Annotated in this window: 17 protein-coding genes; 9 read left to right on the forward strand and 8 right to left on the reverse strand. The window is 73.8% G+C overall.

Annotation, left to right across the window (positions count from 1 at the left end; all coding sequences use genetic code 11):
- Positions 1-205: 205 nt before the first annotated feature.
- Positions 206-1,909 (forward strand): lytic transglycosylase domain-containing protein, encoded by a 1,704-nt coding sequence (locus H181DRAFT_RS11510; RefSeq protein ID WP_045864237.1) that lies wholly within the window; start codon positions 206-208, stop codon positions 1,907-1,909.
- A gap of 57 nt (positions 1,910-1,966) precedes the next feature.
- Here the strand turns inward: H181DRAFT_RS11510 and hrpB are convergent, their stop codons facing one another.
- Positions 1,967-4,540, reverse strand: coding sequence for an ATP-dependent helicase HrpB (gene hrpB / locus H181DRAFT_RS11515; protein ID WP_045864238.1), 2,574 nt, complete (start codon positions 4,538-4,540; stop codon positions 1,967-1,969).
- Between the two features lie 3 nt (positions 4,541-4,543).
- Positions 4,544-5,386: a class I SAM-dependent methyltransferase gene (locus tag H181DRAFT_RS11520; protein ID WP_045864239.1), complete on the reverse strand. Its 843-nt coding sequence runs from the start codon at positions 5,384-5,386 to the stop codon at positions 4,544-4,546.
- A 380-nt stretch (positions 5,387-5,766) separates the two neighbouring features.
- Between H181DRAFT_RS11520 and rpsA the strand changes: the two genes are divergently transcribed.
- From rpsA to H181DRAFT_RS11545, 5 genes are all read left to right on the forward strand, one after another.
- Entirely contained in the window at positions 5,767-7,299 is a 1,533-nt protein-coding gene (gene rpsA / locus H181DRAFT_RS11525) for a 30S ribosomal protein S1 (protein WP_045864240.1), read from the forward strand.
- 230 nt (positions 7,300-7,529) lie between these two features.
- Complete coding sequence (locus tag H181DRAFT_RS11530; protein WP_045864424.1) at positions 7,530-8,477, forward strand: PAC2 family protein; 948 nt, start codon at positions 7,530-7,532, stop codon at positions 8,475-8,477.
- Between the two features lie 64 nt (positions 8,478-8,541).
- Positions 8,542-9,177, forward strand: a complete 636-nt coding sequence (gene coaE, locus H181DRAFT_RS11535) for a dephospho-CoA kinase (protein ID WP_045864241.1) — start codon at positions 8,542-8,544, stop codon at positions 9,175-9,177.
- A gap of 123 nt (positions 9,178-9,300) precedes the next feature.
- On the forward strand, positions 9,301-9,675 hold the full coding sequence (locus tag H181DRAFT_RS11540) for a tetratricopeptide repeat protein (protein WP_045864242.1): 375 nt from the start codon (positions 9,301-9,303) through the stop codon (positions 9,673-9,675).
- 223 nt (positions 9,676-9,898) lie between these two features.
- The gene (locus H181DRAFT_RS11545; protein WP_045864243.1) at positions 9,899-10,507 is read left to right on the forward strand and encodes a hypothetical protein; all 609 of its coding nucleotides are present in this window, start codon (positions 9,899-9,901) and stop codon (positions 10,505-10,507) included.
- A 56-nt stretch (positions 10,508-10,563) separates the two neighbouring features.
- On the opposite strand, the gene H181DRAFT_RS11550 is transcribed toward H181DRAFT_RS11545, so the two are convergent.
- Positions 10,564-11,124, reverse strand: coding sequence for a hypothetical protein (locus H181DRAFT_RS11550; RefSeq protein ID WP_045864244.1), 561 nt, complete (start codon positions 11,122-11,124; stop codon positions 10,564-10,566).
- Positions 11,125-11,214: 90 nt separating this feature from the next.
- The gene (locus H181DRAFT_RS11555; RefSeq protein ID WP_045864245.1) at positions 11,215-11,916 is read right to left on the reverse strand and encodes a DinB family protein; all 702 of its coding nucleotides are present in this window, start codon (positions 11,914-11,916) and stop codon (positions 11,215-11,217) included.
- 216 nt (positions 11,917-12,132) lie between these two features.
- Here H181DRAFT_RS11555 and H181DRAFT_RS11560 point away from each other — a divergent pair, with 216 nt between their 5' ends.
- The 3 genes from H181DRAFT_RS11560 (at position 12,133) to H181DRAFT_RS11570 (ending at position 17,555) form a co-directional block, all read left to right on the forward strand.
- Positions 12,133-15,093 carry a DEAD/DEAH box helicase gene (locus H181DRAFT_RS11560; RefSeq protein WP_045864425.1) on the forward strand — a complete coding sequence of 987 codons (2,961 nt, stop codon included), beginning with the start codon at positions 12,133-12,135 and terminating at the stop codon, positions 15,091-15,093.
- The gene (locus H181DRAFT_RS11565) at positions 15,090-16,577 is read left to right on the forward strand and encodes an SWIM zinc finger family protein (protein ID WP_078895668.1); all 1,488 of its coding nucleotides are present in this window, start codon (positions 15,090-15,092) and stop codon (positions 16,575-16,577) included. Before H181DRAFT_RS11560 ends, H181DRAFT_RS11565 begins: the two co-directional genes overlap by 4 nt.
- A gap of 177 nt (positions 16,578-16,754) precedes the next feature.
- Positions 16,755-17,555 (forward strand): cutinase family protein, encoded by an 801-nt coding sequence (locus tag H181DRAFT_RS11570; protein ID WP_045864247.1) that lies wholly within the window; start codon positions 16,755-16,757, stop codon positions 17,553-17,555.
- 112 nt (positions 17,556-17,667) lie between these two features.
- Here H181DRAFT_RS11570 and H181DRAFT_RS11575 read toward each other — a convergent pair whose 3' ends face one another.
- The 4 genes from H181DRAFT_RS11575 to H181DRAFT_RS11590 all read right to left on the reverse strand — a co-directional run bounded on the left by H181DRAFT_RS11575 (position 17,668) and on the right by H181DRAFT_RS11590 (position 23,992).
- Positions 17,668-20,661 carry an AfsR/SARP family transcriptional regulator gene (locus H181DRAFT_RS11575; RefSeq protein ID WP_045864248.1) on the reverse strand — a complete coding sequence of 998 codons (2,994 nt, stop codon included), beginning with the start codon at positions 20,659-20,661 and terminating at the stop codon, positions 17,668-17,670.
- Positions 20,662-20,909: 248 nt separating this feature from the next.
- Positions 20,910-22,562 carry an alpha/beta hydrolase gene (locus H181DRAFT_RS11580; RefSeq protein WP_045864249.1) on the reverse strand — a complete coding sequence of 551 codons (1,653 nt, stop codon included), beginning with the start codon at positions 22,560-22,562 and terminating at the stop codon, positions 20,910-20,912.
- 261 nt (positions 22,563-22,823) lie between these two features.
- The gene (locus tag H181DRAFT_RS11585; protein WP_045864250.1) at positions 22,824-23,615 is read right to left on the reverse strand and encodes a Mut7-C RNAse domain-containing protein; all 792 of its coding nucleotides are present in this window, start codon (positions 23,613-23,615) and stop codon (positions 22,824-22,826) included.
- Between the two features lie 38 nt (positions 23,616-23,653).
- A complete protein-coding gene (locus H181DRAFT_RS11590; RefSeq protein ID WP_074467815.1) occupies positions 23,654-23,992 on the reverse strand; it encodes an acylphosphatase in 339 nt (112 codons plus the stop codon).
- Positions 23,993-24,113: the final 121 nt, after the last annotated feature.

A 24,113-nucleotide genomic window follows, 5' to 3' on the forward strand; every position in this document is an offset into this window, starting at 1 on the left:
GATCCCGTTCGTGCCGGGCTGCCTGCCCGGTCCTCCGCCCTTTCGTGCAGCGCCCCAGGCCCTCGGCCACGCCGGGCAGGGGAGTGCCCACCGAGCGGCGTCCGCGGCGGGGTGGCGGAGTATCAGGAGCCGCAGACGCAGGCCACGAGTTGTCGTAAGGTCACTTTGTCGGCGTCCGCAGGGGAGAAGGACGGGTTCTGGACTCATGGCGCGTTACCGCGGCACAAACACGTCAGCCACGTACACGACCGGGGACGACTCACGGCGCGGCCCGAGGAGCAAGTGGCGCAAGGGAGTTGCCGGCACGGCACTCGCCGCGGCCGCCATGGCGGCGCTGACCGCCTCGCAGGCCCCGGGAGCCCAACTCGGCGACGCCGGCGGCGAAGAGGGCAAGGACCGCGGCGAGCGCAGCCGTCCCGACCTCACCCCGGGCGACGACTCGTACCACACGGAACTGCCTCCGCTGGAATCCCCCGCCCCGCCCAAGTCGCACGACAACCCCGACGTCGTCGGCTCGCACTCGGGCATACCCGCGACGGTGCTCGCGGCGTACAAGAAGGCGGAGCGGGCACTGGCCTCGACGGACCGGGGCTGCGGTCTGCGCTGGGAGCTCCTCGCCGCCATCGGCAAGGTCGAGTCGGGCCAGGCGCGCGGAGGCGCCGTCGACAAGGAGGGCACCACCCTCCGGCCGATCCTCGGGCCCGTGCTGAACGGTTCGGGTTTCGCCCGTATCGAGGACACCGACGGAGGGCGTTTCGACGGTGACGCCCGGTTCGACCGGGCTGTGGGCCCCATGCAGTTCATACCCTCGACGTGGTCGCGCTGGGGCGCCGACGGAAACGGCGACGGCACCGACGACCCCGACAACATCTACGACTCGGCCCTGGCCGCCGGCCAGTACCTGTGCGCGGGCGGCAAGGACCTCGGGTCCAAGTCCGGCCTGGACCGAGCGGTCCTCAGCTACAACCACTCCCGCGCCTACCTGCGCACCGTCCTCGCCTGGTACGAGTTCTACCGCGAGGGCACCCACGCGATCCCCGACGGCAACGGCCCGCTCCCCACGACGCCGGGCGCCGGCGCGGAGTCGGACGGTCCCGGCAAGGGGAAGGGCGACGGGAAGGGGAAGGGCGAGGGCGGCAAGGGCAAGCCCGGCAAGGACAAGCCCGGCAAGGGTGACGGCGACGACGGCGACGGCGGAGGCGGCAGCGACGACCGGCCGAGCCCCACCCCGAGCACACCGGCCGCTCTCGAGCGCGTCGGCGACGGCCGGCTCTCCGCGGGCACGGGCCAGGACTTCGCGGAGCCGCCGCGCGTGAAGGTCCTCGACGACGCGGGCAAGCCCGTCGAGGGCGTCGACGTGGAGTTCGAGATCACCGGCGACGCGACCGGCTCCGAGTTCGAGGGCGACGGGACCGTCGCGACGCGGGCGGACGGCACAGCCACCGCGCCCACGCTCAACGCGGGCGACGCGGCAGGCCGGTTCACCGTCACCGCCACCGTCGCCGGCAGCGGGATCAGCTCCGCTTCGTTCACCGCCACCGTCGAACCGCGGGCCACCGCACTCACCTTCGCGGCAGGCAGCCTCACCACGGCCAAGGGCACCCCCTTCGCCGAGCAGGGCGAGATTCGCGCCACCTACAAGGGCAAGGCCGTGGCGAACGTACCGATGACCGCCACCCTCCTCAGCGGGAAGGGGAAGCCCCTCGAGAGCGGCCCGCGCTTCAACCTGCTCGGTGCACCCGACCGCGCCGTCACCGGTACGACGGCGGACGGTCTCCTCGGGCTGACCGAGAAGGGCGTGTTCCGTCTCCCGGTCATCCACACCGACGACACGACGGGGAAGTTCATCCTCCGCATCACCACCCCGGGCGGCCCGTCCCTCGACGTCAAGCTGACGGTCACCGACTGACGGCACCGTCGGGCGGTCGCCCGCCGACGGGACAACCGGCCGGCGGTACGCGGCGCATCAACTCCGGCCCTGGAGCCGCCGGTTGGTGTGCCGTGTCGCTTCCGCGTCCGCGGGGTCCTCGGGCCAGGGATGCTTGGGGTAGCGGCCGCGCAGCTCGGCCCGGACGGACCGGTAGCCGTCCTGCCAGAACGAGGCCAGGTCCGCCGTCACCGCGGCCGGCCGCCCGGCGGGGGAGAGCAGGTGCACCAGCAGCGGAACCCGCCCGCCTGCCAGGCGCGGCGCCTCCCGCCACCCGAAGAGCTCCTGCAACTTGGCCGCCAGCACGGGCTGTTCGCCCGAGTAGTCGATCCGCACCCGCGACCCGGAGGGCACCTCCACACGCTCCGGCGCCAGCTCCTCCAGCCGGGCGGCGTCGCCCGCCGCCCAGGGCAGCAGCCCCGCCAGCACCCGTCCGGCGTCGATGCGTGCGAACTCCGCCCGGGTAGTGGCGCCGCCGAGCCACTCGTCGGCCCGCTCCAGCAGCGCGTCGTCGGACACCGACGGCCAGGGCGCGCCCAGTACACGGTGGAGGAAGGCCATCCGCTGCCGCAGTGACTCGGCCTCCCGCGTCCACTTCAGCGCTCCCGTGCCCTGCTCGCGCAGCCTCTCCAGCACCGCCGCCCGCACCCTGTCGCTGCCCGGCGCGCTCAGCGCGCGCTCCTCGACCTCCACGGCCCCGAGCGAGACGACTTCCCGCGTGACGACACAGCCGCGGCCCTCGTCCCAGCGCACCTCCTGCCGCACGGCCCGCAGCGCCGCCGCGGCTTCCCGCGCGGTCTCCTCGTCCAGTACGGCCGCCAGCCGCACCCGGGCCGAGGCCGACCCCGCCGGCCTGTCGGCGGTCGCCACCGCAAGCCAGGGCGCACCGCGCAGTCCGGACGCGTCGGCGAGACGCGCCCTGGTTCCGGAGGCCATCAGATACGCCCCGTCGCCCCGGTGGGCGGCCACGCGTTCCGGGTGGGCGAGAGCGACGACCAGGCCGACTCCATCGGCGCCGCGGCGCGGAGCGGCCTCCGCGGCGGGCGCTCCGCCGACGGACGCGCAGGCGGCGCGCAGCCTGCGAGCCTCCGCACGCCAGCGTGCGCCGTACGCGTCCCGTCCCCGGCGGGCCGCCCCCAGCGCCTCCGCCACGTCGTCCCCGTACTCCCGCGGCGGCTCCTCGCTCAGCAGCGCCACCACCTCCGAGGCGAGTTCGCCTCCGACGAGGGCGGAACCGTCCAGCAGAGCCCTGGCCAGCCGGGGATGGACGCCCATCCGCGCCATCCGCCGGCCCCGCTCCGTGGGCTGCCCCGCCCCGTCGACGGCGCCGACGGCGGCCAGCACGCCGCCCGCAGCGGCCATCGCACCGGGCGGCGGCGCGTCGAGCAGCGCCAGCCCGTCGGCCCCCGGGGCGCCCCAGCACGCCGCCTGCAGCGCGAAGCCCGTCAGGTCCGCGACGGCGATCTCCGGCGACGGCCAGCGCGGCCGCGCCGCGTCCTCACCCTCGGACCAGCAGCGGAAGACGACGCCGGGAGCCTCGCGTCCGGCCCGGCCTGCCCGCTGGGACGCCGCGGCCTGCGAGACCCGTACGGTCGTGAGCGAACCGAGTCCACGGGCGTGGTCGGTACGCGGCTCGCGTGCGAGACCGGAGTCCACGACGGCCCGTACTCCCGGAACGGTCAGGCTCGACTCCGCGACCGACGTCGAGAGGATCACCCGGCGCGGGCCGCCGTCCCCGGGCGCCCTTCCCCGCAGCACCGCGTCCTGCGTCGAGGCCGGCGCCCGGCCGTGCAGAGTGAGCACCTCGGCAGGAAGGCCCTGCCCCTCCTCCAGCAGCCGCGCCACCCGGCCGATCTCCCCGGCACCCGGCAGGAAGCACAGCACGTCCCCTTCCGGGACGCTCTCCAGCGACTCCCGCACCGTCGCCGCCACGTGCCGCAGCAGCGCGGGGTCGACCCGCATGCCGTGCGGCGGACGCACGCCCCGCGGCGGCGGACGGTGGCGCACCTCGACACGGTGGCCGGCCCCGCCGCCGTGCACCACCGGGGCCTCGGCGCCGTCCTCCTGCGCTGCCAGCAGCCCGGCCCACGCCTCGCTGTCCTGCGTCGCCGACGCCACGAGCAGCCGCAGCTCCGGACGGAGCACGGCCCGCACGTCGACGAGGAAGGCCACGGCGGCGTCGGCGTCCAGATGGCGCTCGTGGCACTCGTCGATCAGCACGACGTCCACGCCCGGAAGCTCCGGATCCCGCTGGAGACGCTGCAGGAGCACACCCGTCGTGACCACCTCGACGCGGGTGGCTCCGCTCACCTCGCGCTGTCCGCGGACCGTGAACCCGACCCGCCGGCCCGGCTCCTCGCCCAGCAGCCACGCCATGCGCAGTGCGGCCGACCGTGCCGCCATGCGCCGCGGCTCGGCCACCAGCACGCTCCGTGCCGGAGAGCCGTCCAGCAGCCCCGCCAGCGACAGCGGCACGAGCGTGGTCTTCCCCGTGCCGGGCGGCGCGTGCAGCACCGCGGTGCCGCTCCCGGCCAGAGCGGCGTGCAGAGCGGGCAGGGCCTCCGCGACGGGGAGCCGTGCCAGAGCCTCGCGCCGGGAGTCCGCGCCTGCCATCGGCTAACCCTGCCCGTGCGGCGCCTCGCGCTCGCACACGAAGACGGCCGTGCCCGGCACGAGGCGCCCGCGCAGCGGCGACCAGCCGCCCCACTCCTGCTCGTTCCAGTCGGGCCACTCCGGTTCGACGACGTCGAGGAGCCTCAACCCGGCGCCGACTACGTCCCGCACACGGTCGCCCATGGTGCGGTGGTGCTCGACGTACACGGCGCGCCCCGCCTCGTCCTCCTCCACGTAGGGCGTCCTGTCGAAGTAGGACGAGAGCACGGTCAGGCCCTCGGGACCCGGCTCGTCCGGAAGCGCCCAGCGGAAGGGGTGGGTGACGGAGAAGACGAAGCGCCCGCCGGGACGCAGCACGCGCCGCACCTCCCGCAGTACGCGTACCGGCTCCGCCACGAACGGCAGCGCCCCGAACGCGGAGCACGCCAGGTCGAACGAGCCGTCCGCGAAGGGCAGCGCGCAGGCGTCGGCCTCCACGAGGGGAAGCGCCGGCCGGTCCTGGGAGTCGTCGATGCGCAACGCGTGCTGCAGCTGCCGGTGCGAGATGTCGAGAGCGACGGGGTGTGCGCCCTGCGCGGCCAGCCAGCGCGAGCACTGGGCCGCTCCGGCGCCGACCTCCAGGATCCGGCGGCCGCGCAGCGACGCCGGCGGCCCGAGCAGGCGGGCCCGCTCCTCGTCCAGGCCCTCGGGGCACCACACGAACCGGGCGTCACCGAGGAAGGCGCCGTGCTCGTCCTGGTACTCGTCGGCGTTCCCGTCCCACCAGTGCCGGTTGGCGCGGCTGCTCTCGGCGGTTCCGGCGGCCCGCCGCACCGCTGCGGGCTCGGGCCCGCCGTCTTCGGTCATCACGCCAGCCGTCGTTCTCTCACTCTCGGACTCTTGTCAGGGAGACTTGCCGGGGCCGGGCCCCCTCGTCAGGCTCTCCGGGGGGCGCTGGAAGCGTGACGGAGGCGCGGATCGCGACGGGACGCGCCGGTTATGGGACGTTCCACCCCTGCTGTGCTCTTTCGCGCATTGACCATGCCCAGCGGCCCCCGTATGCTACAAGTTGCGCTGCGGGCCTGCGTGCCTCGGACGGAGCAGGCCGCGCTCGCATCGGTGGTGTATCCCCTCGGGTTTGTAGCTCTCAAGGCTGTGTCCGGCTGGCTTGCATGCGCGGTGCGATAACGGGCTCTCGGCGTGGCAGTACCTACGACTTCATGTCCGTACCGGAGACCCTTTCACACATGACGAGCAGCACCGAGACCACCGCCACCACTCCGCAGGTTGCGGTAAACGACATCGGTTCCGAGGAAGCCTTCCTCGCCGCGATCGACGAGACGATCAAGTACTTCAACGACGGCGACATCGTCGACGGCGTCATCGTGAAGGTCGACCGGGACGAGGTCCTGCTCGACATCGGTTACAAAACCGAAGGTGTCATCCCTTCCCGTGAGCTGTCGATCAAGCACGACGTCGACCCCAACGAGGTCGTCGCCGTCGGCGACGAGATCGAGGCCCTGGTTCTCCAGAAGGAGGACAAGGAAGGCCGCCTGATCCTCTCCAAGAAGCGCGCGCAGTACGAGCGCGCCTGGGGCACGATCGAGAAGATCAAGGAAGAAGACGGCATCGTCACCGGCACCGTCATCGAGGTCGTCAAGGGCGGCCTCATCCTCGACATCGGCCTCCGCGGCTTCCTCCCCGCCTCCCTCGTGGAGATGCGCCGGGTCCGCGACCTGCAGCCGTACGTCGGCAAGGAGCTCGAAGCCAAGATCATCGAGCTCGACAAGAACCGCAACAACGTGGTTCTCTCCCGCCGTGCCTGGCTGGAGCAGACGCAGAGCGAGGTCCGCCAGACCTTCCTCACCACCCTCCAGAAGGGCCAGGTGCGCTCCGGCGTCGTCTCCTCCATCGTCAACTTCGGCGCCTTCGTCGACCTCGGCGGCGTCGACGGTCTGGTCCACGTCTCCGAGCTGTCCTGGAAGCACATCGACCACCCCTCCGAGGTCGTCGAGGTCGGCCAGGAGGTCACGGTCGAGGTCCTGGACGTCGACATGGACCGCGAGCGCGTCTCGCTGTCGCTGAAGGCCACGCAGGAAGACCCGTGGCAGCAGTTCGCCCGCACGCACCAGATCGGCCAGGTCGTGCCCGGCAAGGTCACGAAGCTGGTTCCGTTCGGTGCGTTCGTCCGCGTGGACGAGGGCATCGAGGGCCTGGTCCACATCTCCGAGCTGGCCGAGCGCCACGTGGAGATCCCGGAGCAGGTCGTCCAGGTCAACGACGAGATCTTCGTCAAGGTCATCGACATCGACCTCGAGCGCCGCCGCATCAGCCTCTCGCTGAAGCAGGCCAACGAGTCCTTCGGTGCCGACCCGACGGCGGTCGACTTCGACCCGACGCTGTACGGCATGGCCGCGTCGTACGACGACCAGGGCAACTACATCTACCCCGAGGGCTTCGACCCCGAGGCCAACGACTGGCTGGAGGGGTACGAGAAGCAGCGCGAGGAGTGGGAGCGCCAGTACGCCGAGGCGCAGCAGCGCTTCGAGCAGCACCAGGCGCAGGTCATCAAGTCCCGCGAGGCCGACGAGCAGGCGGCGGCCGAGGGCGCCGGCGGTGGCGGCGGCAACGCTCAGCCGCAGCAGGGCGGCGGCGGTGGCGGCCAGGCCGGCGGTTCCGGCGGCTCGTACTCCTCGGAGTCGAACGAGGACGCCGGTGCTCTCGCCTCCGACGAGGCGCTGGCGGCCCTCCGCGAGAAGCTCGCAGGCGGCCAGAGCTGAGTGCTCACCGCTGAGCGGTAGCTGAAGCAGTCGAGGTGGGGTCCGCTCCTTCGGGAGCGGGCCCCACCTTCGTGTGCGCGGACTTCGCACCTCGCCGGGGCCCGCGCCGGGGACCGGTGCGGTGCCCGGGGGAGCGCGGCGGGAATGCGCGGAGCCCCGTCGGCCGTTGTGCGAGAGGAACGCGACGAGAAGGGGCGCCAGCAGTGCACGCATCGCACAGTGGGCAGAAGATGTACACGTGGGACGAGAGCGGACTCGAAGCGGTCGACGCCGTCATCGAAGACCCGGACGGTGCCGGTCTGGTGATGCTCTACCACTTCCAGGGGTACATGGACGCGGGCGAGGCCGGTGAGCAGATCGTCGAGCGGCTGAAGGCGAGCCAGCCCTACGTGACCGTCGCCCGGTTCGACACCGACCGGCTCGTGGACTACCGCGCGCGCCGCCCCGCGATGACGTTCCGCCGCGACCGGTGGGTCTCCTACGACACGCCTCGTCTGGAGCTGCTCCTGATGCGCGACGCCACCGGCGTGCCGTTCCTGCTGCTGTCCGGGCCCGAACCGGACGTGCAGTGGGAGGGGTTCACGGCAGCCGTGCGGGAGATCACCGGGCGTCTGGACGTGCGCATGGCCGTCAACTTCCACGGCATCCCCATGGGGGTGCCCCACACCCGTCCCGTGGGGCTCACCCCGCACGGCACGCGCACGGACCTGGTGCCCGGGCACCGTCCGCTCTTCGAGGAGGCCGAAGTCCCCGGCAGCGCCGCCGGGTTGATCGAGCTGCGGCTCGCGGAGGCGGGCGTCGACGTGCTGGGAGTGGTCGCGCACGTGCCGCACTACGTCGCGCGCTCCAGCTATCCGGACGCCGCCGTCGTCATCGTGGACGCCGTCACGTCCGCGACCGGGCTGGTGCTCCCCGAGGTCGCGCACGCCCTGCGCACGGAAGCGCTGAAGACCCAGGACGAGATCGAACGTCAGCTCGCCGAGGGCGACGACGACCTGGTGTCCGTCGTCCGCGGCCTGGAGCAGCAGTACGACGCTCTCGCCGGCGCGGAGACCCGCGGCAGCCTGGTCGCGGAGCCGAGCGAACTGCCGTCGGCCGACGAGCTGGGGGCGGTCTTCGAGCGCTTCCTCGCCGAACGTGAGGGCGAGGGCGGAAGCGCGGGCGGCACGGGCCGCTGACACTCGTCCCGCCTCTCCCCGGCCGGCACCGGCGGGCCGGCACGCAGCGTATAGCGTGGCACGCATGCTGAAGGTCGGACTGACGGGCGGAATCGGCGCGGGCAAGAGCGAGGTCTCACGGCTGCTCGACTCCTACGGCGCCGTGATCGTCGACGCGGACAGGATCGCCCGCGAGGTCGTGGAGCCGGGAACGCCCGGACTCGCCGCCGTGGTCGAGGAGTTCGGAGCCGAGATCCTCACACCCGAGGGCACCCTCGACCGCCAGAGGCTCGGATCGGTCGTCTTCGCCGACTCCGACCGGCTGGCCGCGCTGAACGCCATCGTCCACCCCCTCGTCGGCGAGCGCTCCGCGGAGCTGGAGCGGGAGGCCGCCGAGGAGGAGAGGGCCGGAGGGGCGGAGAGCGCCGCCGTGGTCGTCCACGACGTACCGCTGATCGCGGAGAACGGGCTCGCCCCCCTCTACGACCTCGTCGTGGTCGTCGACGCCTCGCCGGGGACGCAGCTCGAGCGGCTGACGCGTGTCCGCGGCATGTCCCGGGAAGAGGCCGCCGCCCGGATGGCGGCACAGGCGACGCGCGCCGAGCGGCTCGCCGTCGCCGACATCGTGATCGACAACGACGGCACGCTCGAGGACCTGGAGGCCCGGGTCCTCGAGGTGTGGGAGGAGCTGCGCGGGCGGGCGGCGGCGCCGCGCCCCTGACGTAGCCCGCTCCGGTGGGAGCAGAGTGCGCACGGTTGCGGCAGGGAATACGTGAAGGGGACGGGGGCGTTCCCGCGCCCGTGAGCCGCAACTGTCACCGGCACCGGTGAGGAGGCAGCCATCGTGTCCGAGGCCACCCCCGAGACCCTGGTCATCGAGTTCCGCGCCGCCGAGCAGCTGCTCGACGCCCGCGACCCGCGAGGTGCGCTCAAACTGCTCGACACGGTCGTCGCAGCACACCCCGAGAACACCGCGGCGCGGCTGCTGCGGGCGCGCGCCTTCTTCCTCGGGGCGCAACTGCGCCCGGCGGAAATGGAGTTCCAGACCGTTCTGGAGCGCGAGCCCGACAACGCCTTCGCCCACTTCGCGCTGGGCCGCACTCTCCAGCGTGCCAACCGTGCCGACGAGGCCCGCCGGCACTTCCGGCTCGCCGCGGCGCTCGACCCGCGGCCCGACTTCGTCGAGGCGGCCGCCTTCGATCCCCCGCAGCCCACCTGAGCTGCTGCTGCCGCGCCGTCGGCCTCCAGCGGTCCGGCCCGGCAGGAGGACCGTCCGGCCCGACCGGCGCCCTCCTTACGGCGCCCGGGCGCCCTCCCTTACGGCGCCCGGGCGCCCTGTGGCTAGGGTGTCCGGGCGACCGCTCCGGGCGGTCGCGGGGCAGGACCGTGCGGGGAGTACAGAAGGCGCGGCGCCGTAGGGGCGCGCGGCAGGGGGGCAGGGCATGGGGCGGTTCTTCGGTGGTGCGGGAGCAGCGGGCCCGGAACTGGAGCTGGGTGGTGCGGGGACGTTCGCGCCGCTCCCCGTTCCCAGCTGGAAGGGGCGGGTCTTCGGCGGGCTGTTCTTCGTCCTCGCAGCGGTCTGCGTCGGCATAGCGGCCTACAACATCGCCCACACGGCCGGTCTGGCCGGACGGCCCGGCACCGTCACCGTGGAGCGGTGCTGGACGGAGCACGGGTCGGGGCGCAGCAGCGACAAGGTCGTCTGCTCCGGCACGTTCCGCCCGGATGACGGCACTCGCGCCGTGCCGGACGCGGTGGTGCCCCGGGCTCTGAAGGCCGGGCAGGAAATCGCCGTACAGCAGACCGGGCGGGGCTACCTTCCGAGCGGTGCCGGGGAGACCGCACGCTGGATCGCCCTGTTCTTCTTCGCCTGGATCGTCGCCGCTCTGGGCATCCCTTTCGCCGCGACCGGGATATTCCCGGGCAGAGGCCAGGCCGCCGCTGTCGGCGCCAGCATCCGCGGGACCGGGGCGGCGCGGGTGCTGAAGTACATGATGGCCGGCGGCGCCGGGGGAGCGGCCGTGAGCCTCTACGTGACCTGGGTGCTCTGAGCCTGCCTTTCGGGTCTCCGCGGGCCCGCCGGGTAGGGGCATCCGCCTGGCGGGTTTCAGCGGGCCTGCTTCTCCGCCCACTCGCGCAGGACGGCGAAGTCCGGGGCGCGCAGCCCGCGGGCCGGGTCCACCCAGTGCAGCAGCGCCGGGCCGTCATGGTGAGCGGCGACGTAGCGCTCGTCGTGCGCCGTGATCCCGTCGTCGACCCAGGCGAAGGGGCGTCCCCGCGCCCACGCGACGATCTGGGGCGCCTTCCAGTGGGCGCCGTCGGGCCCGGGTTTGAAGAGCTCGCTCCACTCGATGACGGGCAGGTTCGGGAGGCCGATCACCGGTCCGATGTGCTTGTTGGCGCCGTGCATCCACGTCGTCGCCCAGACCAAGTCATAAGGAAGGGCGGCCAGTTGGGGCCCGTGCGCCGGGTTGAGCCAGACGCGCAGCGGTGCCACCTCCTCCTCGGGCAGAGGGGCGTGCCGTGCCACCCAGTCGTCCGGCTTGCAGCGGTGGGCGGTGTAGCCGCGGGGGCGCCAGCGCAGGCGCCGGCGCCACCGGTTGGCGAAGGGGTTGAGCGGGCCGTCCACGTCGAGGAGGAGCGCTGGCGGCGTCGGCGTCGGCTGCATCCCACCATCTTGCCGTGGGGCGGGGGACGGCGGCGGGCTCTTGCCACGTCGTCCGGCTGCCGCCGCACCGCACACCGTGACGCGCGGACGTCAGCCCGGGGCGGGTGCTTCGCCCTGACGGGCCTGGGGGAGGGGCGCGTCCGCCGGGAGCGGGGTGCCGTCCCAGCGCCATGACGTGCGGCGCGGGAGGCCCGGCAGCTCCGAACGGCCCGTGGCCCACAGCAGCGAGGGCCACGGAGCGGCGTCCGTCCGCACGTCGCGGAAGAGGCGGTGCAGGACCCGCTCGCACAGTCCGGCAGGCGGGTCCCAGGGGAAGCCGAGGCCCTGTGCCACGTCGTGCAGGTGCACGAGGGTCTCCACGATGCCCATCGCCGCGAACCCTTCCGGGTCCGAGACGCCGTAGGGATGCCAGGCGCGCACCTCGGCGGGAGCCGTGCGGACCATCGCCTCCAGCATGGCGCCGCACGCCTCCAGGACCTGGACGAGCCCCTCGTTGCCTGCGTCGAGGTCCGCGGTGACGGTGTTGCCCGGGCCGCCCGCCTCCCGGGGCGTGTAGGCGAACGGCACGCCTGAACTCAACGGCGGCCTCCGCGGCCCCAGTTGGGCCGCGTAGCCGAAGTAGTCGTCGGCGAGATGCTCGACGGTGTCCCAGCAGCTCCACTCCAGGGAGCCCGCCCGCACCCGCCAGTCCGCGGACGCCGCCCCGGTCAGGGCCGCCGAGGCGAGCCCCACGGACTGCCGCACGTCGTCGGGCGTCACGGGCGCCCGTCCCCGGTCGTCGCTTGTCGGCATGGGGTGACCGTAGCAACACGGTGAGCGTCCGCGCCTCCCCTTTTCCGGCGGTACGTGCTGGTCAGAGACGTGCGGGAGCGTTGTCGGCGGCCCCGCCTAGACTCGGCCGGGTCCGGTGGGGGACCGTGCGCCGCAGGGGAGCGCACGGTCGTCCGGCACAGCACGAGGGCGCGGACCACGTCCGCGGCCGGCACGAGGAGCGGAGACGTGACGCGCATGGAGCTGCTCCCGGAGGACGGGCTCGCGCGGTGCGCGGGCGTCTTCCTCCCTGGGCGGCCTTCACGGGAGGGCAGGCTCGCCTTCTGGCGACCGGACGGCGGGCCGCTGCCCGAACTCGCCCGGCACGCGGCGGAACCCTCCGGCCCGGACCGGGCCGCGCACGAGGCCGCTTCCGGGAGCGGGGCCTCCTCGCCCCTGACCATCGCCCGCCGGCACGGCAGGAGCGCCCGCGTCCGTACGGTCCCGTCGGTGACCTTCCCCGTGTCCGCCGTGCTGCCGCTGCTGCTGCGGGCCCGGCACGTACGCGGCGCGCATCCCGCCACGGCGTGCTGGGGCGCCGCCGCCCAGCACGCGCTGCAACTGCTCGCCAGGGGCCGGATCCTGCCGGGACTGTCCGAAGGCGACGTCGACGAGTGGCGGACCGGGCCCTTCGACGCCGGCGACACCGCGCACCTCCGCGCGATCGCCGCGGCCATGCACGCCGAGGCCCACGCCGTGCCCGTCCCCGGCAGCAGGCCGTTGCGGCTCCCCGACCCCCTCTCGCTGCTGCGCGCCTTCCTCGACGCGGTGGCAGACACCCTGCCCCGCACTCCGGCCGCGCCCCACGCCGCAGGCGGCCCCTTCGCAGCCCGAGCCCCGCAGCGGCTCCCCCACGCGCGCGAGTGGGCGGCCGAGGTGGCGGCGGGCATGGACGCGGGGGTGCGGATCTCGCTGCGCCTCGACCTGGCGGCGCACGACGTCTTCGACGCCGGCCCGGACGGGAGCCCGGGCGCGGGCGGGAGCGCCGGCCGGGGCGTGGCCGCCGGGGGTGACGAGGGGGAGGTGCCCCTGCCCGTCGGGCAGGAGCGCAGATCCGCCGCCGTCGTGCAGGTGCACAGCCTCGCCGAGCCCACCCTCGTCGCGGACGCGGCCGAACTCTGGTCCGGAGCGGGTGACTTCGGGCCGCGGTCCCGCATGGACGCGCTGCTGGCGGTGCGCCGCGCCGCGCGCGTCTGGCCCCCGCTGGGGCGGCTGCTGGAGCGGCCCGTGCCGGACGTACTGCCGCTGTCCGAGGAGGAGGTGGCCGACCTGCTGGGCCGTGCGGCGACGCGGCTCGCCGCGGCGGGCGTCGCCGTGCACTGGCCGCGTGACCTGGCGCGTGAGCTGACGGCCACCGCGGTGATCAGGCCCGCGCCCGGTTCGGCGGCCGACGGGTTCGGCTTCTTCGAGGCGGACGAACTCCTCGACTTCCGCTGGCAGTTGGCACTCGGCGGCGAGCAGCTGACCGAGTCCGAGATGGACGCGCTCGCAGAGGCGCACCGCCCCGTCGTCCGGCTGCGCGGCCAGTGGGTGCTGGTCGACCCCGCCCTCATCCGCAAGGCGCGCAAACGCCAACTCGGCCTGCTGGCCCCGCTCGATGCCCTGTCGGCGGCTCTCTCCGGCACCGTCGAGGTCGACGGCGAGACCGTCGAGGCGGTGCCGGCCGGTGCTCTCGCGGCGCTCCGGGACCGCCTGACGGCGCGGCTTCCGCTGCCGTCGCCTCCGGAAGGGCTCCACGCCGACTTGCGCGAGTACCAACTGCGGGGCCTGGCCTGGCTGGAGACGATGACCTCGCTCGGGCTGGGCGGCTGCCTCGCCGACGACATGGGCCTGGGCAAGACCGTCACGCTGATCGCGCTCCATCTGCGCCGTGCGCACCCCGCGCCGACGCTCGTCGTCTGCCCTGCCTCGCTGCTCGGCAACTGGCAGCGTGAGATCGAACGCTTCGCGCCCGGCGTCGAGGTGCGGCGCTTCCACGGCAGCGACCGCAGCCTCGAAGACACGGGGGAGGCGGGCGGGTTCGTGCTCACCACCTACGGCACGATGCGCGCCAGCGCCGCCGAACTCGCCGAACGCCGCTGGGGGTTGCTCGTCGCGGACGAGGCGCAGCACGTGAAGAACCCTCGTTCCGCCACGGCCGCCGCGCTGCGCACCCTCCGCGCGCCCGCCCGCGTGGCGCTCACCGGCACACCGGCGGAGAACAACCTCTCCGAGCTCTGGGCCGTCCTCGACTGGACCACCCCGGGACTGCTCGGCCCGCTCACCGCCTTCAGGTCCCGCCACGCGAGGGCCGTCGAAGGCGGCGAGGACCAGGAGGCGACGGAACGGCTCGCGCGGCTGGTGCGGCCGTTCCTGCTGCGGCGCAGGAAGTCCGACCCGGGCATCGTCCCCGAACTTCCCCCCAAGACCGAGACCGACCACCCCGTGGCGCTGGCACGCGAACAGGCGGGCCTGTACGCGGCCGTCGTACGGGAGGCGCTCACGCAGATCGAGGCGGCCGAGGGCATCGCACGCCGGGGGCTGGTGATGAAGCTGCTGACGGCTCTGAAGCAGATCTGCAACCACCCGGCGCAGTACCTCAGGGAGGCGGCGGGGCCTCCGGGCGGTGAGGAGCAGGCGGTCTGGAAGAACCGTTCGGGCAAGCTGGAGTTGCTGGACGAACTGCTGGACACCATCCTCGCCGAGGGCGGTGCGGTGCTCGTCTTCACGCAGTACGTCGCGATGGCGCGCATCATCGAGCGCCACCTCCGCCGTCGCGGCGTTCCCGTGCAGCTGCTGCACGGCGGTACGCCCGTGCCGCGCCGGGAGGAGATGGTGCGCCGCTTCCAGGAGGGCCTGTGCCCGGTGTTCCTGCTGTCGCTGAAGGCGGCCGGGACGGGCCTGAACCTCACCCGGGCCTCGCACGTCGTCCACTACGACCGGTGGTGGAACCCGGCCGTCGAGGACCAGGCCACCGACCGCGCCTACCGCATCGGGCAGACCCAGCCCGTACAGGTCCACCGGCTCGTGACGGAGGGCACCGTCGAGGAGCGCATCGCCCTGCTGCTGGAGTCCAAGAAGGAGCTGGCGGACGCGGTGCTCGGCGGCGGGGAGGGAGCGCTGTCCGAACTGAGCGACGCGGAACTCGCCGACCTCGTCAGACTGAGGCGTACCGCATGAGTGCCGGACGGCCGCCCGGCGGCAGCGCCGGCCCGCGAGACCAGGTCCCCCCGGGCGATCCGCGCGATCCGCGAGACCCGCGCGATCCGCGAGACCCGCGCGAGGACCGTGCCGGCCTCTCCGGGGCGGTGCCGGGCCGGCGCACCCGCGCCCTCGCACCGCTGCCGCCCCGGCCCGGGGCCCGCGGCCCGTTCGCGGAGACGTGGTGGGGCAACGCGTGGGTGGAGGCGCTGGAGGAATCGTCGCTGGAGCCCGGACGCCTGTCGCGCGGCCGTACGTACGCTCGCGGCGGTCACGTCGGCACGATCACCGTCGCACCGGGCCGTATCGCGGCGCAGGTGCGCGGCAGCCGCCCCCGCCCGTACCGGACGACGGTCCGGCTGCCGGTCCTCACCGCCCGGGAGTGGGACGCGTTCCTGGACGCGGTCACCGCCCGGCCGGACCACATCGCCGCTCTGCTGGACAAGGAGATGCCCCGCGCCCTCGCCGAACCGGCGGCCGACGCCGGAGTGCGGCTGCTACCCGGCTCGGGCGAGGTCGACCCGTCCTGCTCCTGCCCGGACGCCGGCCGTCCCTGCAAGCACGCGGCGGCCCTCTGCTACCAGACGGCCCGCTTCCTCGACGCCGATCCGTTCGTGCTGCTCCTCGTGCGGGGCCGCGGCGAGGAGGAGCTGCTGGACGAACTCGCCCGGCGGAACGCCGCACTGAACTCCGCCCCACTGAACTCCGCAGCGTCGAACTCCGCAGCGTCGAACTCCGCAGGGTCAGGCGGAGCGACGTCCGACGGCGGCGGAGGAGGCACGTCCGGACAGGGCCCCGGACAGGCCGCCGGTGTGCTCGCCAGGGAGGCGCTGGCCACTCCCGTACGCCCGCCGCTCCCGGAACCCCTTCCGCCTCCTCCCGCACCGGGGCAGCCACCTGTGCTGCCCGAACTGCCGGGCGCCCAGGACCCGTCGGCGCTCTCCTTCCTGGCCACCGGCGCGATCGAACGCGCCTACCTGGCGCTGACCGACCCCGGCTCTCTCCAGCCGCCGACGCTGGAGCGCGACGCGGTCCGCCTGGCCGCCACGCACCCCGCACTCACCGGCCGCGGCACGCTCTCGGCCCGCTTCGCGCAGCTCGCCCGGGGCACCGGCCACACGCCTGTCAGCCTGGCCCGGGCCGCCGCCGCGTGGCGGCAGGGAGCGGAGGGGCCCGCCTTGCTGGAGTCCGCCTGGAACCCGCCGGCGGGCGACTTCGACCGGGCGCGCGGCGCGTTCGCGGCGGCCGGTCTGCCCCGCATGTCGATCGACCGCAACCGTCTCACCGACCCCACCCGCTCCTGCCAGTTGCGCTACGGCAGGGATGGCCGCTGGTACCCGTACCGCAACGAGGGCCGGCCGGGGACGGGCGGCGAGCACGGGCACGGAGACGACTGGTGGCCGGAAGGGCCGTCGGAGGCCGACCCCGTCACGGCCCTCACCTCCTTGCTGGCAGGCGGCTGACCGGGCGGTACACGGCGCGGCCGCACCGCCCGAAGCTCCCCTGTCGTCGGGGCTGTTGCGGGCGCGCACCGGGGCCCGCCTGCGCAGTCATCGGGATGTCATCGCGATGTGAAGCGCCGTCCCTAGCGTCAGGTGTGTTCGCTGCCGGACGTACACACCACAGGGGGAGATCAGGCAATGCCGAAGACCAGCAGGATGGCACGGGCTGTGCGCATCGCGGCCGTGACAGCGGCGTTGGCGGCCGGGACGGCACTCGCGTTCCCCTCCGCCGCCCACGCCGCCGACGCAGAGCGCTACTACGTTCAGATCGGCGGCACCGGCAAGACACCGCCGGCGCCTCACTGCACCTACTCCTACGACGCCGCGAACGAGGCCCTCCACCTCGGGTCCGCCGCGATCCCGGTGTGCTACCCGGCCACCGCGGGCCCGTTCATCGGCCCGAGCGGGCCGCTGCTCGAAGGTCTCGAACCCCACCCCGACGCCCTCACCGCACCGAGCTACGACTCCAGCGTGCAGCAGGGGTACAAGGAGGCGCTGCGGGTCGCCAAGGAGACGCACCGAGCGCACCCGGACGCCCGTATCACGATCACGGGCTACTCCCAGGGTGCCCAGATCGCGGACGAAGTGCTCAAGACGATCGCCAACGAGGACACGGGCATTCCGCGCTCCAAGGTCGACGGCAAGCTCTACGCCGACCCGATGCAGCCCGGCACCGGGCTCACGGCCAACATCCCGAGGGGATGGGGCCTGCCGGGCTTCACCTCCCCCGGCGCCGGACCGCACGACTTCAACGGCATCCCGGTCACGCGGTACTGCATCGAAGGCGACCCGATCTGCGACGCGTCCCTGCTGAAGGCACCCGGCTACATCACCCTGCACCCGAAGTACACGGAGGCCGGGAACGCCATCGCCCAGACCCTCGCCGACGCCCCGGCCAACGGCGTCCAGTGGCGGAACGCCGACGGAGGCCCCCGGTAGGCCCTGTCCGGCACATCCCGCCCTGCGACATCCCGAAGGGGGACGGGACAGCGGCCCGGCCGGACACGCTCCGGCCGGGCCCGGCTGCGGCCACCGGGCGGCTACGCGCCGTTCAGTCCGGCTTTCGCCGGCGTCCGAGTCCGTCCAGGACGCGGGAGAGTCTCGCCCGGTTCGCGTCGGCGGCGGGGAGACGGGTCGCCCGCTCGAAGAAGTCGCGGGCGCCGTCCAGCTCTTCGGTTGCGACGCCGTGCCAGATCAGCCGACGGCGTATCGCGATCTCAGGAGCTGTGCCGGTCTCCTCGTCCAGTACGGCGCGTGACCGGCGCAGGAGTTCGTCAGCCGCCCGGTGGTTGCCCAGGTCCGCTTCGGCGGCGGAGAGCTTTCCGAGGACCGCGGAGTAGAGCGGTACGTCCCCGAGGCGCCTGGCCAGGTCCTCGGCCTTTCCCAGCGTTCCGACGGCGTCGGCCGGCTGCCCGAGGTCGAGTTGCAGAAGGCCGAGGCGGAGCAGGGTCTTGCCGTGCAGCCGCGGGCTGCCCGTCCTCTCGGCGAGGGCGATCGCCTCCATGTAGCGGTCGTACGCCTTGCCGTACTCCCCGAGCTGGTGGTGCATGTCGCCGACGCGGGTCATGACGGAGCCCGTGAGCCAGCCGTCGTGTTCGAACTTCCCCATCAGTCCGGCCACTTGGGCGAAGTGCGCCATGGACTCGGCGATCCGCCCCTCCAGGTTGGCGAACGTCCCCAGCCCGGCCGCGGCTCTGGCCTGCTCGTGGGGGTCGCCTGCCCGGCGGCTGATGTCCAGGGCTTCCGTGAACCAGGCGCGGGCCTGCTGGTACCGGCCCTGCAGGCCGTACATGATGCCCAGGCTCGTGCGCAGCGCGGAGGCCGTACGTCCGCCCGACGCCTGACCGGCGACGGGCAGCAGCGACTCCAACGCGATGCGGCACTCGTGGAAGCGCCCCTGCCGCGTGAGGTAGTCGACCAGGCCCTCGGCGATCCGGCACGCGTCGTCCGAGTGCCCGGCGGCGGCCGCCCGGCTGACGACGTCGACGAGCTCACCGCCTGCGGCGTCCAGCCAGGCCGTCGCTTCCTCCCAGTCGGCGAAGGGCCCGGTCTCCGGCGGTCCGGCGGAGAAGGAGGAGCTCCAGTCGCTGGCGCAGCCGGCGGCGGTCGCGTACAGCCGGAAGACGCCTCTCCGTCCCGCTGCGACCTCGCCGGGGGACGCGGCGGCGAGGCGCCTGGCGAAGACCGCCGCCAGATCGTGCAGCCGGTAGTGGTCGGCCGTCACGCGCTGCACCAGGCCGGCGTCGGCCAGGCTCTCCAGGCGGCGTTCGGCGTCGCCCGGTGTGCAGCCGAGCATCGCGGCGGGCGTCAGCCGGTCCAGCCGGACTGTGGGCGACAGGCCCAGGGCCCGGAAGGCACGCCGCTCCGCGTCCGGGAGCTGGTCGTACGAGACGTGGAACGCCGCTTCGACGCTGCGGTCCTCGACCGCGAGTTCGTCGAGCCGGCGCTCGTCGTCCGCCAGGCGGGCCGCCAGGGCCTCCACCTCCCACAGCGGGCGGTCCTGTATCCGCGCCCCGATGATGCGCAGCGCCAGCGGGAGCCGGCCGCACAGCACGGCCAGTTCCCGTACGGCCAGACGCTCGCGGGCGGATCCGTCGCCGCCGACGATGCGGGCCAGGAGCCCGGCCGCGTGGTCGATGCCGAGAGGTGACAGCGAGACCCTGCGGTCCGCGTCCAGTCCTGTCAGCCGCCGGCGGCTCGTGACCATCACCATGCTGCCGGCGCCCGCGGGCAGCAGCGGCCGCACCTGTTCGGCGCTCGCGGCGTCGTCGAGTACGAGGAGCAGCCGGAGGGACGCGGTCGCCGCCCGCCACGACGCGGCCAGCTCGTCCAGGTCCCCGGAGTCCTCCCCCTCGCCGGCGCCCACGGCGCGCAGCAACCGGCGCAGCACCCGCTGCCTGCCCGCCCTCTCGTGGTCCTTCCGGTGTCCGTGCAGCTCGAGGAACAGGCAGCCGTCGGGGTACTGGTCCCGCAGCGACCGAGCCGCCCGCACCACGAGGGCGGTCTTCCCCACTCCGGCCATGCCGTCCACCGCGCGGACGGTGACCCCGCGCACGTCCCCGGGCGCGGCGAGGAGGGCGACCTCCCGGTCCCTGCCGGTGAAGTTGCCGGCCTCGACGGGCAGTTCGTGGCGTACCCGGCGCGGCCGGCCGCCGCCCGGCTCCCCAGCGCGGCCCGGGCGTTCCGTCGAGTGCCCTGCCGCGGCCGGACGTCGGGCCGTCCTTCCACGGGGCATCGCAGGGCCGAGCAGGAACTCGTCGTCGCCCCGGAGGACGGCCTCGTGGACCCGGCGCAGCTCGGCCCCGGGGTCGACCCCCTGGTCGTCCAGCAGGCGCCGGCGCATCGTGGCGTAGACGCCGAGCGCGTCGGCCTGCCGGTTGCCGGCATGGAGGGCACGCATGAGCAGTGCGGCCAGCGCCTCGTTGTACGGGTGGGTCGTCGTCAGGGAGAACAGTTCGCCGACGGCCTCGGAGTGCCGTCCCAGCCGGAGTTGGCAGTGCGCCTTCTCCTGCACCAGCGTCAGCCGCCGCTCCGCAAGCCGCAGCCGCTCCCCTTCCGCGAAGGGCCCGGGGATTCCGGTCAGGGGCTCGCCCCGGAAGAGTCCCAGCGCCTCGGACCACGCGTCCACTGCGGCGTCCAGATCTCCGGAATCCCTCGCCGAACGGGCCTCGGCGGTGAACTCCTCGCATCGCTGCACGTCCACGGACGCGCTCCGCGGGGCGAACCGGTAGCCGCCGCGGACCGTGCCGATCACGGAATCCGCCGGGCTTTTTCCGCCGGCGTCAAGACGGCGGCGTAATCGGTGCACGTAGACGGGGATCACTTTGTCGCCGGTGCCCGGGGGTTCCGGACCCCATCCCCCGTCGAGCAATTGCTGCCGGCTGACGGTTCTGCCGGGCCGGAGCAGCAGGGCGGTCAGGAGAGCCTGTTCACGGACCGGGCCGAGTTCCAGGCAGACGTCCCCGCGCCACGCCTGGAGCGGTCCGAGCAGAGCGAATCGAATTTGCTGACCGGCATCCGCGGAAAACTCGCATGTAGTCGGCACCCGGAGAGCCTATGAAACCCCCGGCGAGGCGCTGCGGCCCATCACAAGACCTGCGCCCGTCGCGTACGGAGGCGCCACAACGTCCGGCGTGGCGGAAACGAATTCGCGTCAACCGTGGCCGATTCCGGGGGCGTTCCACAATCCGTCCGCGAAATCGCGTGTACGCGCCGGGGATTCCCGTTGACCGCTATTCGCCGGCGGAGCCGGAGTGCTCCGGGAGCGGCCCCGCTCCCGGAGCACTCACGCACTCACCTCCGGAAGCCGACCAGCTCGTGGAGTGCCGCGCCGCTGCGGTCGGCCGACCGTCCGCCGCCGCTCTTCGGACCGTACGGCGTCGGCACGGCCGACTCGGCGGCTTCCGGGCTCACCGGCTCCGGGTCGGGCAGGGCGGCACAGACCGCGTCCGCGTCCCCGCTGCCCTTGCCGCGCGGAACCTCGCCCGTCGCGAGGTACTTCGAGAGGTGGCCGTCCAGGCATTCGCTGCCGCTGAGCGTGATGCCGTGGTTGCCGCCGCCCTCCTCGACGACGAGGCTGGAGCCGCGCAGCTTGCGGTGCATGGAGACGCCGCCGCCGTACGGCGTGGCCGCGTCCTCGGTGGCCTGGAAGAGCAGCACCGGCGGCAGCTTCTTGTTCGAAACCCCGGGCGCCTTCAGCGAATCGGTCGGCCAGAACGCACAAGGTGCGTTGTACCAGGCGTTGTTCCAGGTCATGAAGGGCGACTTGGCGTGGGCCTCGGCCATGTCCCGGCGCCAGGTGCCCCAGTCGCGCGGCCAGGAGGTGTCGCGGCACTGCACCGCGGTGTAGACCGAGTATCCGTTGTCTCCCTCTGCGTCGACGGCCGCGAAGGCGTCGTACGCCTCGGCCAGCGGCTCCGCGTCGTCCTTCTTCACGAACGCGGCGAAGGCCGAGGCGAGGTCCGGCCAGTAGCCGTTGTAGTACCCGCCGGGCAGGAAGGTGTCCTCCAGTTCGGCGGGGCCGACCTTGCCGCCCGCGGGCTCCTCGCGCACCGCCTCGCGCATCTCGTACCAGGCCTTCTCCACGGCGGCCGGGTCGGTGCCGAGGCCGTACGTCGCGTCGTGTTCTGCGACCCACGCGGCGAACGCCTTGTGCCGGGCGTCGAAGGCGTGGTCCTGGGCAATGTTGTTGTCGTACCAGACTCCGTCGGGGTCGACGACGCTGTCCAGCACCGCGCGGCGCACCCGCTCGGGGTGCAGCTTCGCGTACACCGCGCCGAGGTAGGTGCCGTACGAGTAGCCGAAGTAGTTGATCTTCTTGCTGCCGAGGGCGCGCCGGATCGATTCCATGTCCTCGGCGGCGCTCACCGTGTCGATGTGGCGCAGCAGCTTGCCGTACTTCTCGCCGCAGGCGTCGGCGAAGCCCTTCGCGCGCTTGACGTTCGCCCGCTCGTCCTTCGCGCCGCGCGGCACGCTGTCGGGGCGCACGGGGTCGAAGTAGCCCGGTTCGCAGTCCAGGGCGGGTTCGCTCTTGCCGACGCCGCGCGGGTCGAACCCGATGACGTCGTACTGCGCGGCCACCTTCTTCGGCAGCGAGCCGGCGACGAAGCCGGCGAGGCTCAGTCCGCTGCCGCCCGGCCCGCCGGGGTTGACCAGCAGCGGGCCCTGCGACTTCGCCGCTGTGTGCTCGACACGCGACAGCGCGAGGGAGATCTTCCTGCCGCCGGGCTTCGCGTGGTCGAGCGGTACGCGGAGCGTGGCGCACTGCAGCTTCGGATAGTTCTCCGTGCCGCAGTCCTTCCACTTGAGCGCGGCGTCCGCGGCACCGGCGGCGCCCGCGCCGTCCTGCTGCCCGGCCCCGGCGTTCGCCGTGACCGGGATCGCCGTGAGCACACCGGCGAGCATCACTGCGGCTGCGCCGTGCACGGCTATGACCCGTCTTCTCATCGGAGCTCCCATGTGGAGTCAAGGCCGCACCCGTCGCGGCCATACGGCATCGTGCAGCACACAGGCCCCACTCGGGACGGTTCTTCGCCGATTCGTATCGGAAGGAATCAGGCGGACGTAACACCCGGATGTCCGCGGGAGCGCCCTGGACGGGATCAACCTGCCTATTACGTAAGGCAGTTGAGTCCGTGGGTGCGTTCCCGGGGAGACCGGGGCGGGAAGCGGACGGCGCCGGGCCCGCAGCTGCTTCCCCGGATCCCGTCACCGGACGGGGGGTCCACCGCGCGGAGTGCCACGGGACGCGCTCCGCGCCGCGTCCGTCACCGCTGCGCGTGCCGCGGCGACGGTCTCCTCCAGCCTTCCGCTGTGCGCGCCGCGCCAGTAGAGACGCCCGCAGTCACGGCAGCGCATGAACGACCGGTACGTACGCCGCGTCCCCGGAGGGAGCCGCCCGGCGATCTCCTCCTTCGGGACGGGCGTGAGCAGTCCGTTGCACGCCATGCAGCGCGTCCACGGGGCGAGGGGCGGCGCGAACCTGTCCAGGACGTCGAGGAGCTGGGCGTCCGGCCGTGCCCCCCGCACGTACGCGCCCAGCCACAGCGCTCTCCGCTGCAGCAGCCCGCGGTCCTGGGTGAGCAGCAACCGGTGCTCGGCGCCCGCCTGTTCCACGAGCGCGTGGTCGGACATGTCGTTGCGGTACGCGGCGTCCAGTCCGAGCAGGCGCAGACGCCGGGCCAGCGCGCCCAGATGGACGTCGAGCACGAAGGACGGCGGGGCGCCGTGCGGCACGGACCGCGGGTCCTGCGGGCGGCGTACAGGCGAGACGGTCACTGTCTCCTCGCCTCGCGGACGGTGCGACGGCCGGAGGGCCCGGCCTCCTGCGGTCAGCTCACCCACCTCCGTCAGCGGGACGCCGAGGGACTGCACGACGTGGCCGAGCGTGGACGTCCCGTCATGCGGTACCAGGACCTCGTCCTCGCGGCGGTGCCGTACGGCCAGGAGGAAACGCAGCTCCGGGGCGAACCGCAGGCGGAGCCCCGGGCGGGTCGGCACAGGGGCGTCCGCGTGCGGCGGCCGGTCCCCGGACCGCGTCACGGCCCCGCTTGCGGCGGGGGCGAGCCGTGGGGAGCGGGATCGTGCCGCACCGCGTCGGGCGGCGGAGTGGGACGGACCTCGAAACCGGAGAGGCCCTCGGGCGCCTCGTCGTGTACCACCACCTGGTCCACCCGCGCGGCGGGCGGTCCGTCGTGCGCCCAGTCGACGAGCTGCCCGACGGCGTCGGCCGCGCCTTCGAACGCCGCCTCCACCGTGCCGTCCGGGAGGTTGCGGACCCAGCCGCCGACGCCCTGGGAGGCCGCCTCGCGGCGGCACGTGTCGCGGAAGAAGACGCCCTGCACCGCGCCGGAGACGATCACGCGCTTGCGGTTCATGGGCCGGGCACCTCCGGTGGTCAGCCAGTCGACGCCGGTGGATCACTCCGCACCAGGATAGGGAAACCGGAGGCGGCGTGCCGCCGGGGAGGCCTCGCGCACGGGGCGGGCCCGGGTACGG

The organism is Streptomyces sp. WMMB 714, from assembly GCF_900090125.1.
In the GTDB taxonomy this organism is placed as follows: domain Bacteria; phylum Actinomycetota; class Actinomycetes; order Streptomycetales; family Streptomycetaceae; genus Streptomyces; species Streptomyces daqingensis.

What these genes read in the sequence shown, in the direction of transcription:
- H181DRAFT_RS11545 (WP_045864243.1), top strand. Translation starts at nt 9,899, where the DNA reads ATGGGGCGGTTCTTCGGTGGTGCGGGAGCAGCGGGCCCGGAACTGGAG.
- H181DRAFT_RS11550 (WP_045864244.1), bottom strand. Translation starts at nt 11,124, where the DNA reads ATGCAGCCGACGCCGACGCCGCCAGCGCTCCTCCTCGACGTGGACGGC.
- rpsA (WP_045864240.1), top strand. Translation starts at nt 5,767, where the DNA reads ATGACGAGCAGCACCGAGACCACCGCCACCACTCCGCAGGTTGCGGTA.
- H181DRAFT_RS11555 (WP_045864245.1), bottom strand. Translation starts at nt 11,916, where the DNA reads ATGCCGACAAGCGACGACCGGGGACGGGCGCCCGTGACGCCCGACGAC.
- H181DRAFT_RS11565 (WP_078895668.1), top strand. Translation starts at nt 15,090, where the DNA reads ATGAGTGCCGGACGGCCGCCCGGCGGCAGCGCCGGCCCGCGAGACCAG.
- H181DRAFT_RS11580 (WP_045864249.1), bottom strand. Translation starts at nt 22,562, where the DNA reads ATGAGAAGACGGGTCATAGCCGTGCACGGCGCAGCCGCAGTGATGCTC.
- hrpB (WP_045864238.1), bottom strand. Translation starts at nt 4,540, where the DNA reads ATGGCAGGCGCGGACTCCCGGCGCGAGGCTCTGGCACGGCTCCCCGTC.
- H181DRAFT_RS11520 (WP_045864239.1), bottom strand. Translation starts at nt 5,386, where the DNA reads ATGACCGAAGACGGCGGGCCCGAGCCCGCAGCGGTGCGGCGGGCCGCC.
- H181DRAFT_RS11590 (WP_074467815.1), bottom strand. Translation starts at nt 23,992, where the DNA reads ATGAACCGCAAGCGCGTGATCGTCTCCGGCGCGGTGCAGGGCGTCTTC.
- H181DRAFT_RS11530 (WP_045864424.1), top strand. Translation starts at nt 7,530, where the DNA reads ATGTACACGTGGGACGAGAGCGGACTCGAAGCGGTCGACGCCGTCATC.
- coaE (WP_045864241.1), top strand. Translation starts at nt 8,542, where the DNA reads ATGCTGAAGGTCGGACTGACGGGCGGAATCGGCGCGGGCAAGAGCGAG.
- H181DRAFT_RS11570 (WP_045864247.1), top strand. Translation starts at nt 16,755, where the DNA reads ATGCCGAAGACCAGCAGGATGGCACGGGCTGTGCGCATCGCGGCCGTG.
- H181DRAFT_RS11510 (WP_045864237.1), top strand. Translation starts at nt 206, where the DNA reads ATGGCGCGTTACCGCGGCACAAACACGTCAGCCACGTACACGACCGGG.
- H181DRAFT_RS11560 (WP_045864425.1), top strand. Translation starts at nt 12,133, where the DNA reads ATGGAGCTGCTCCCGGAGGACGGGCTCGCGCGGTGCGCGGGCGTCTTC.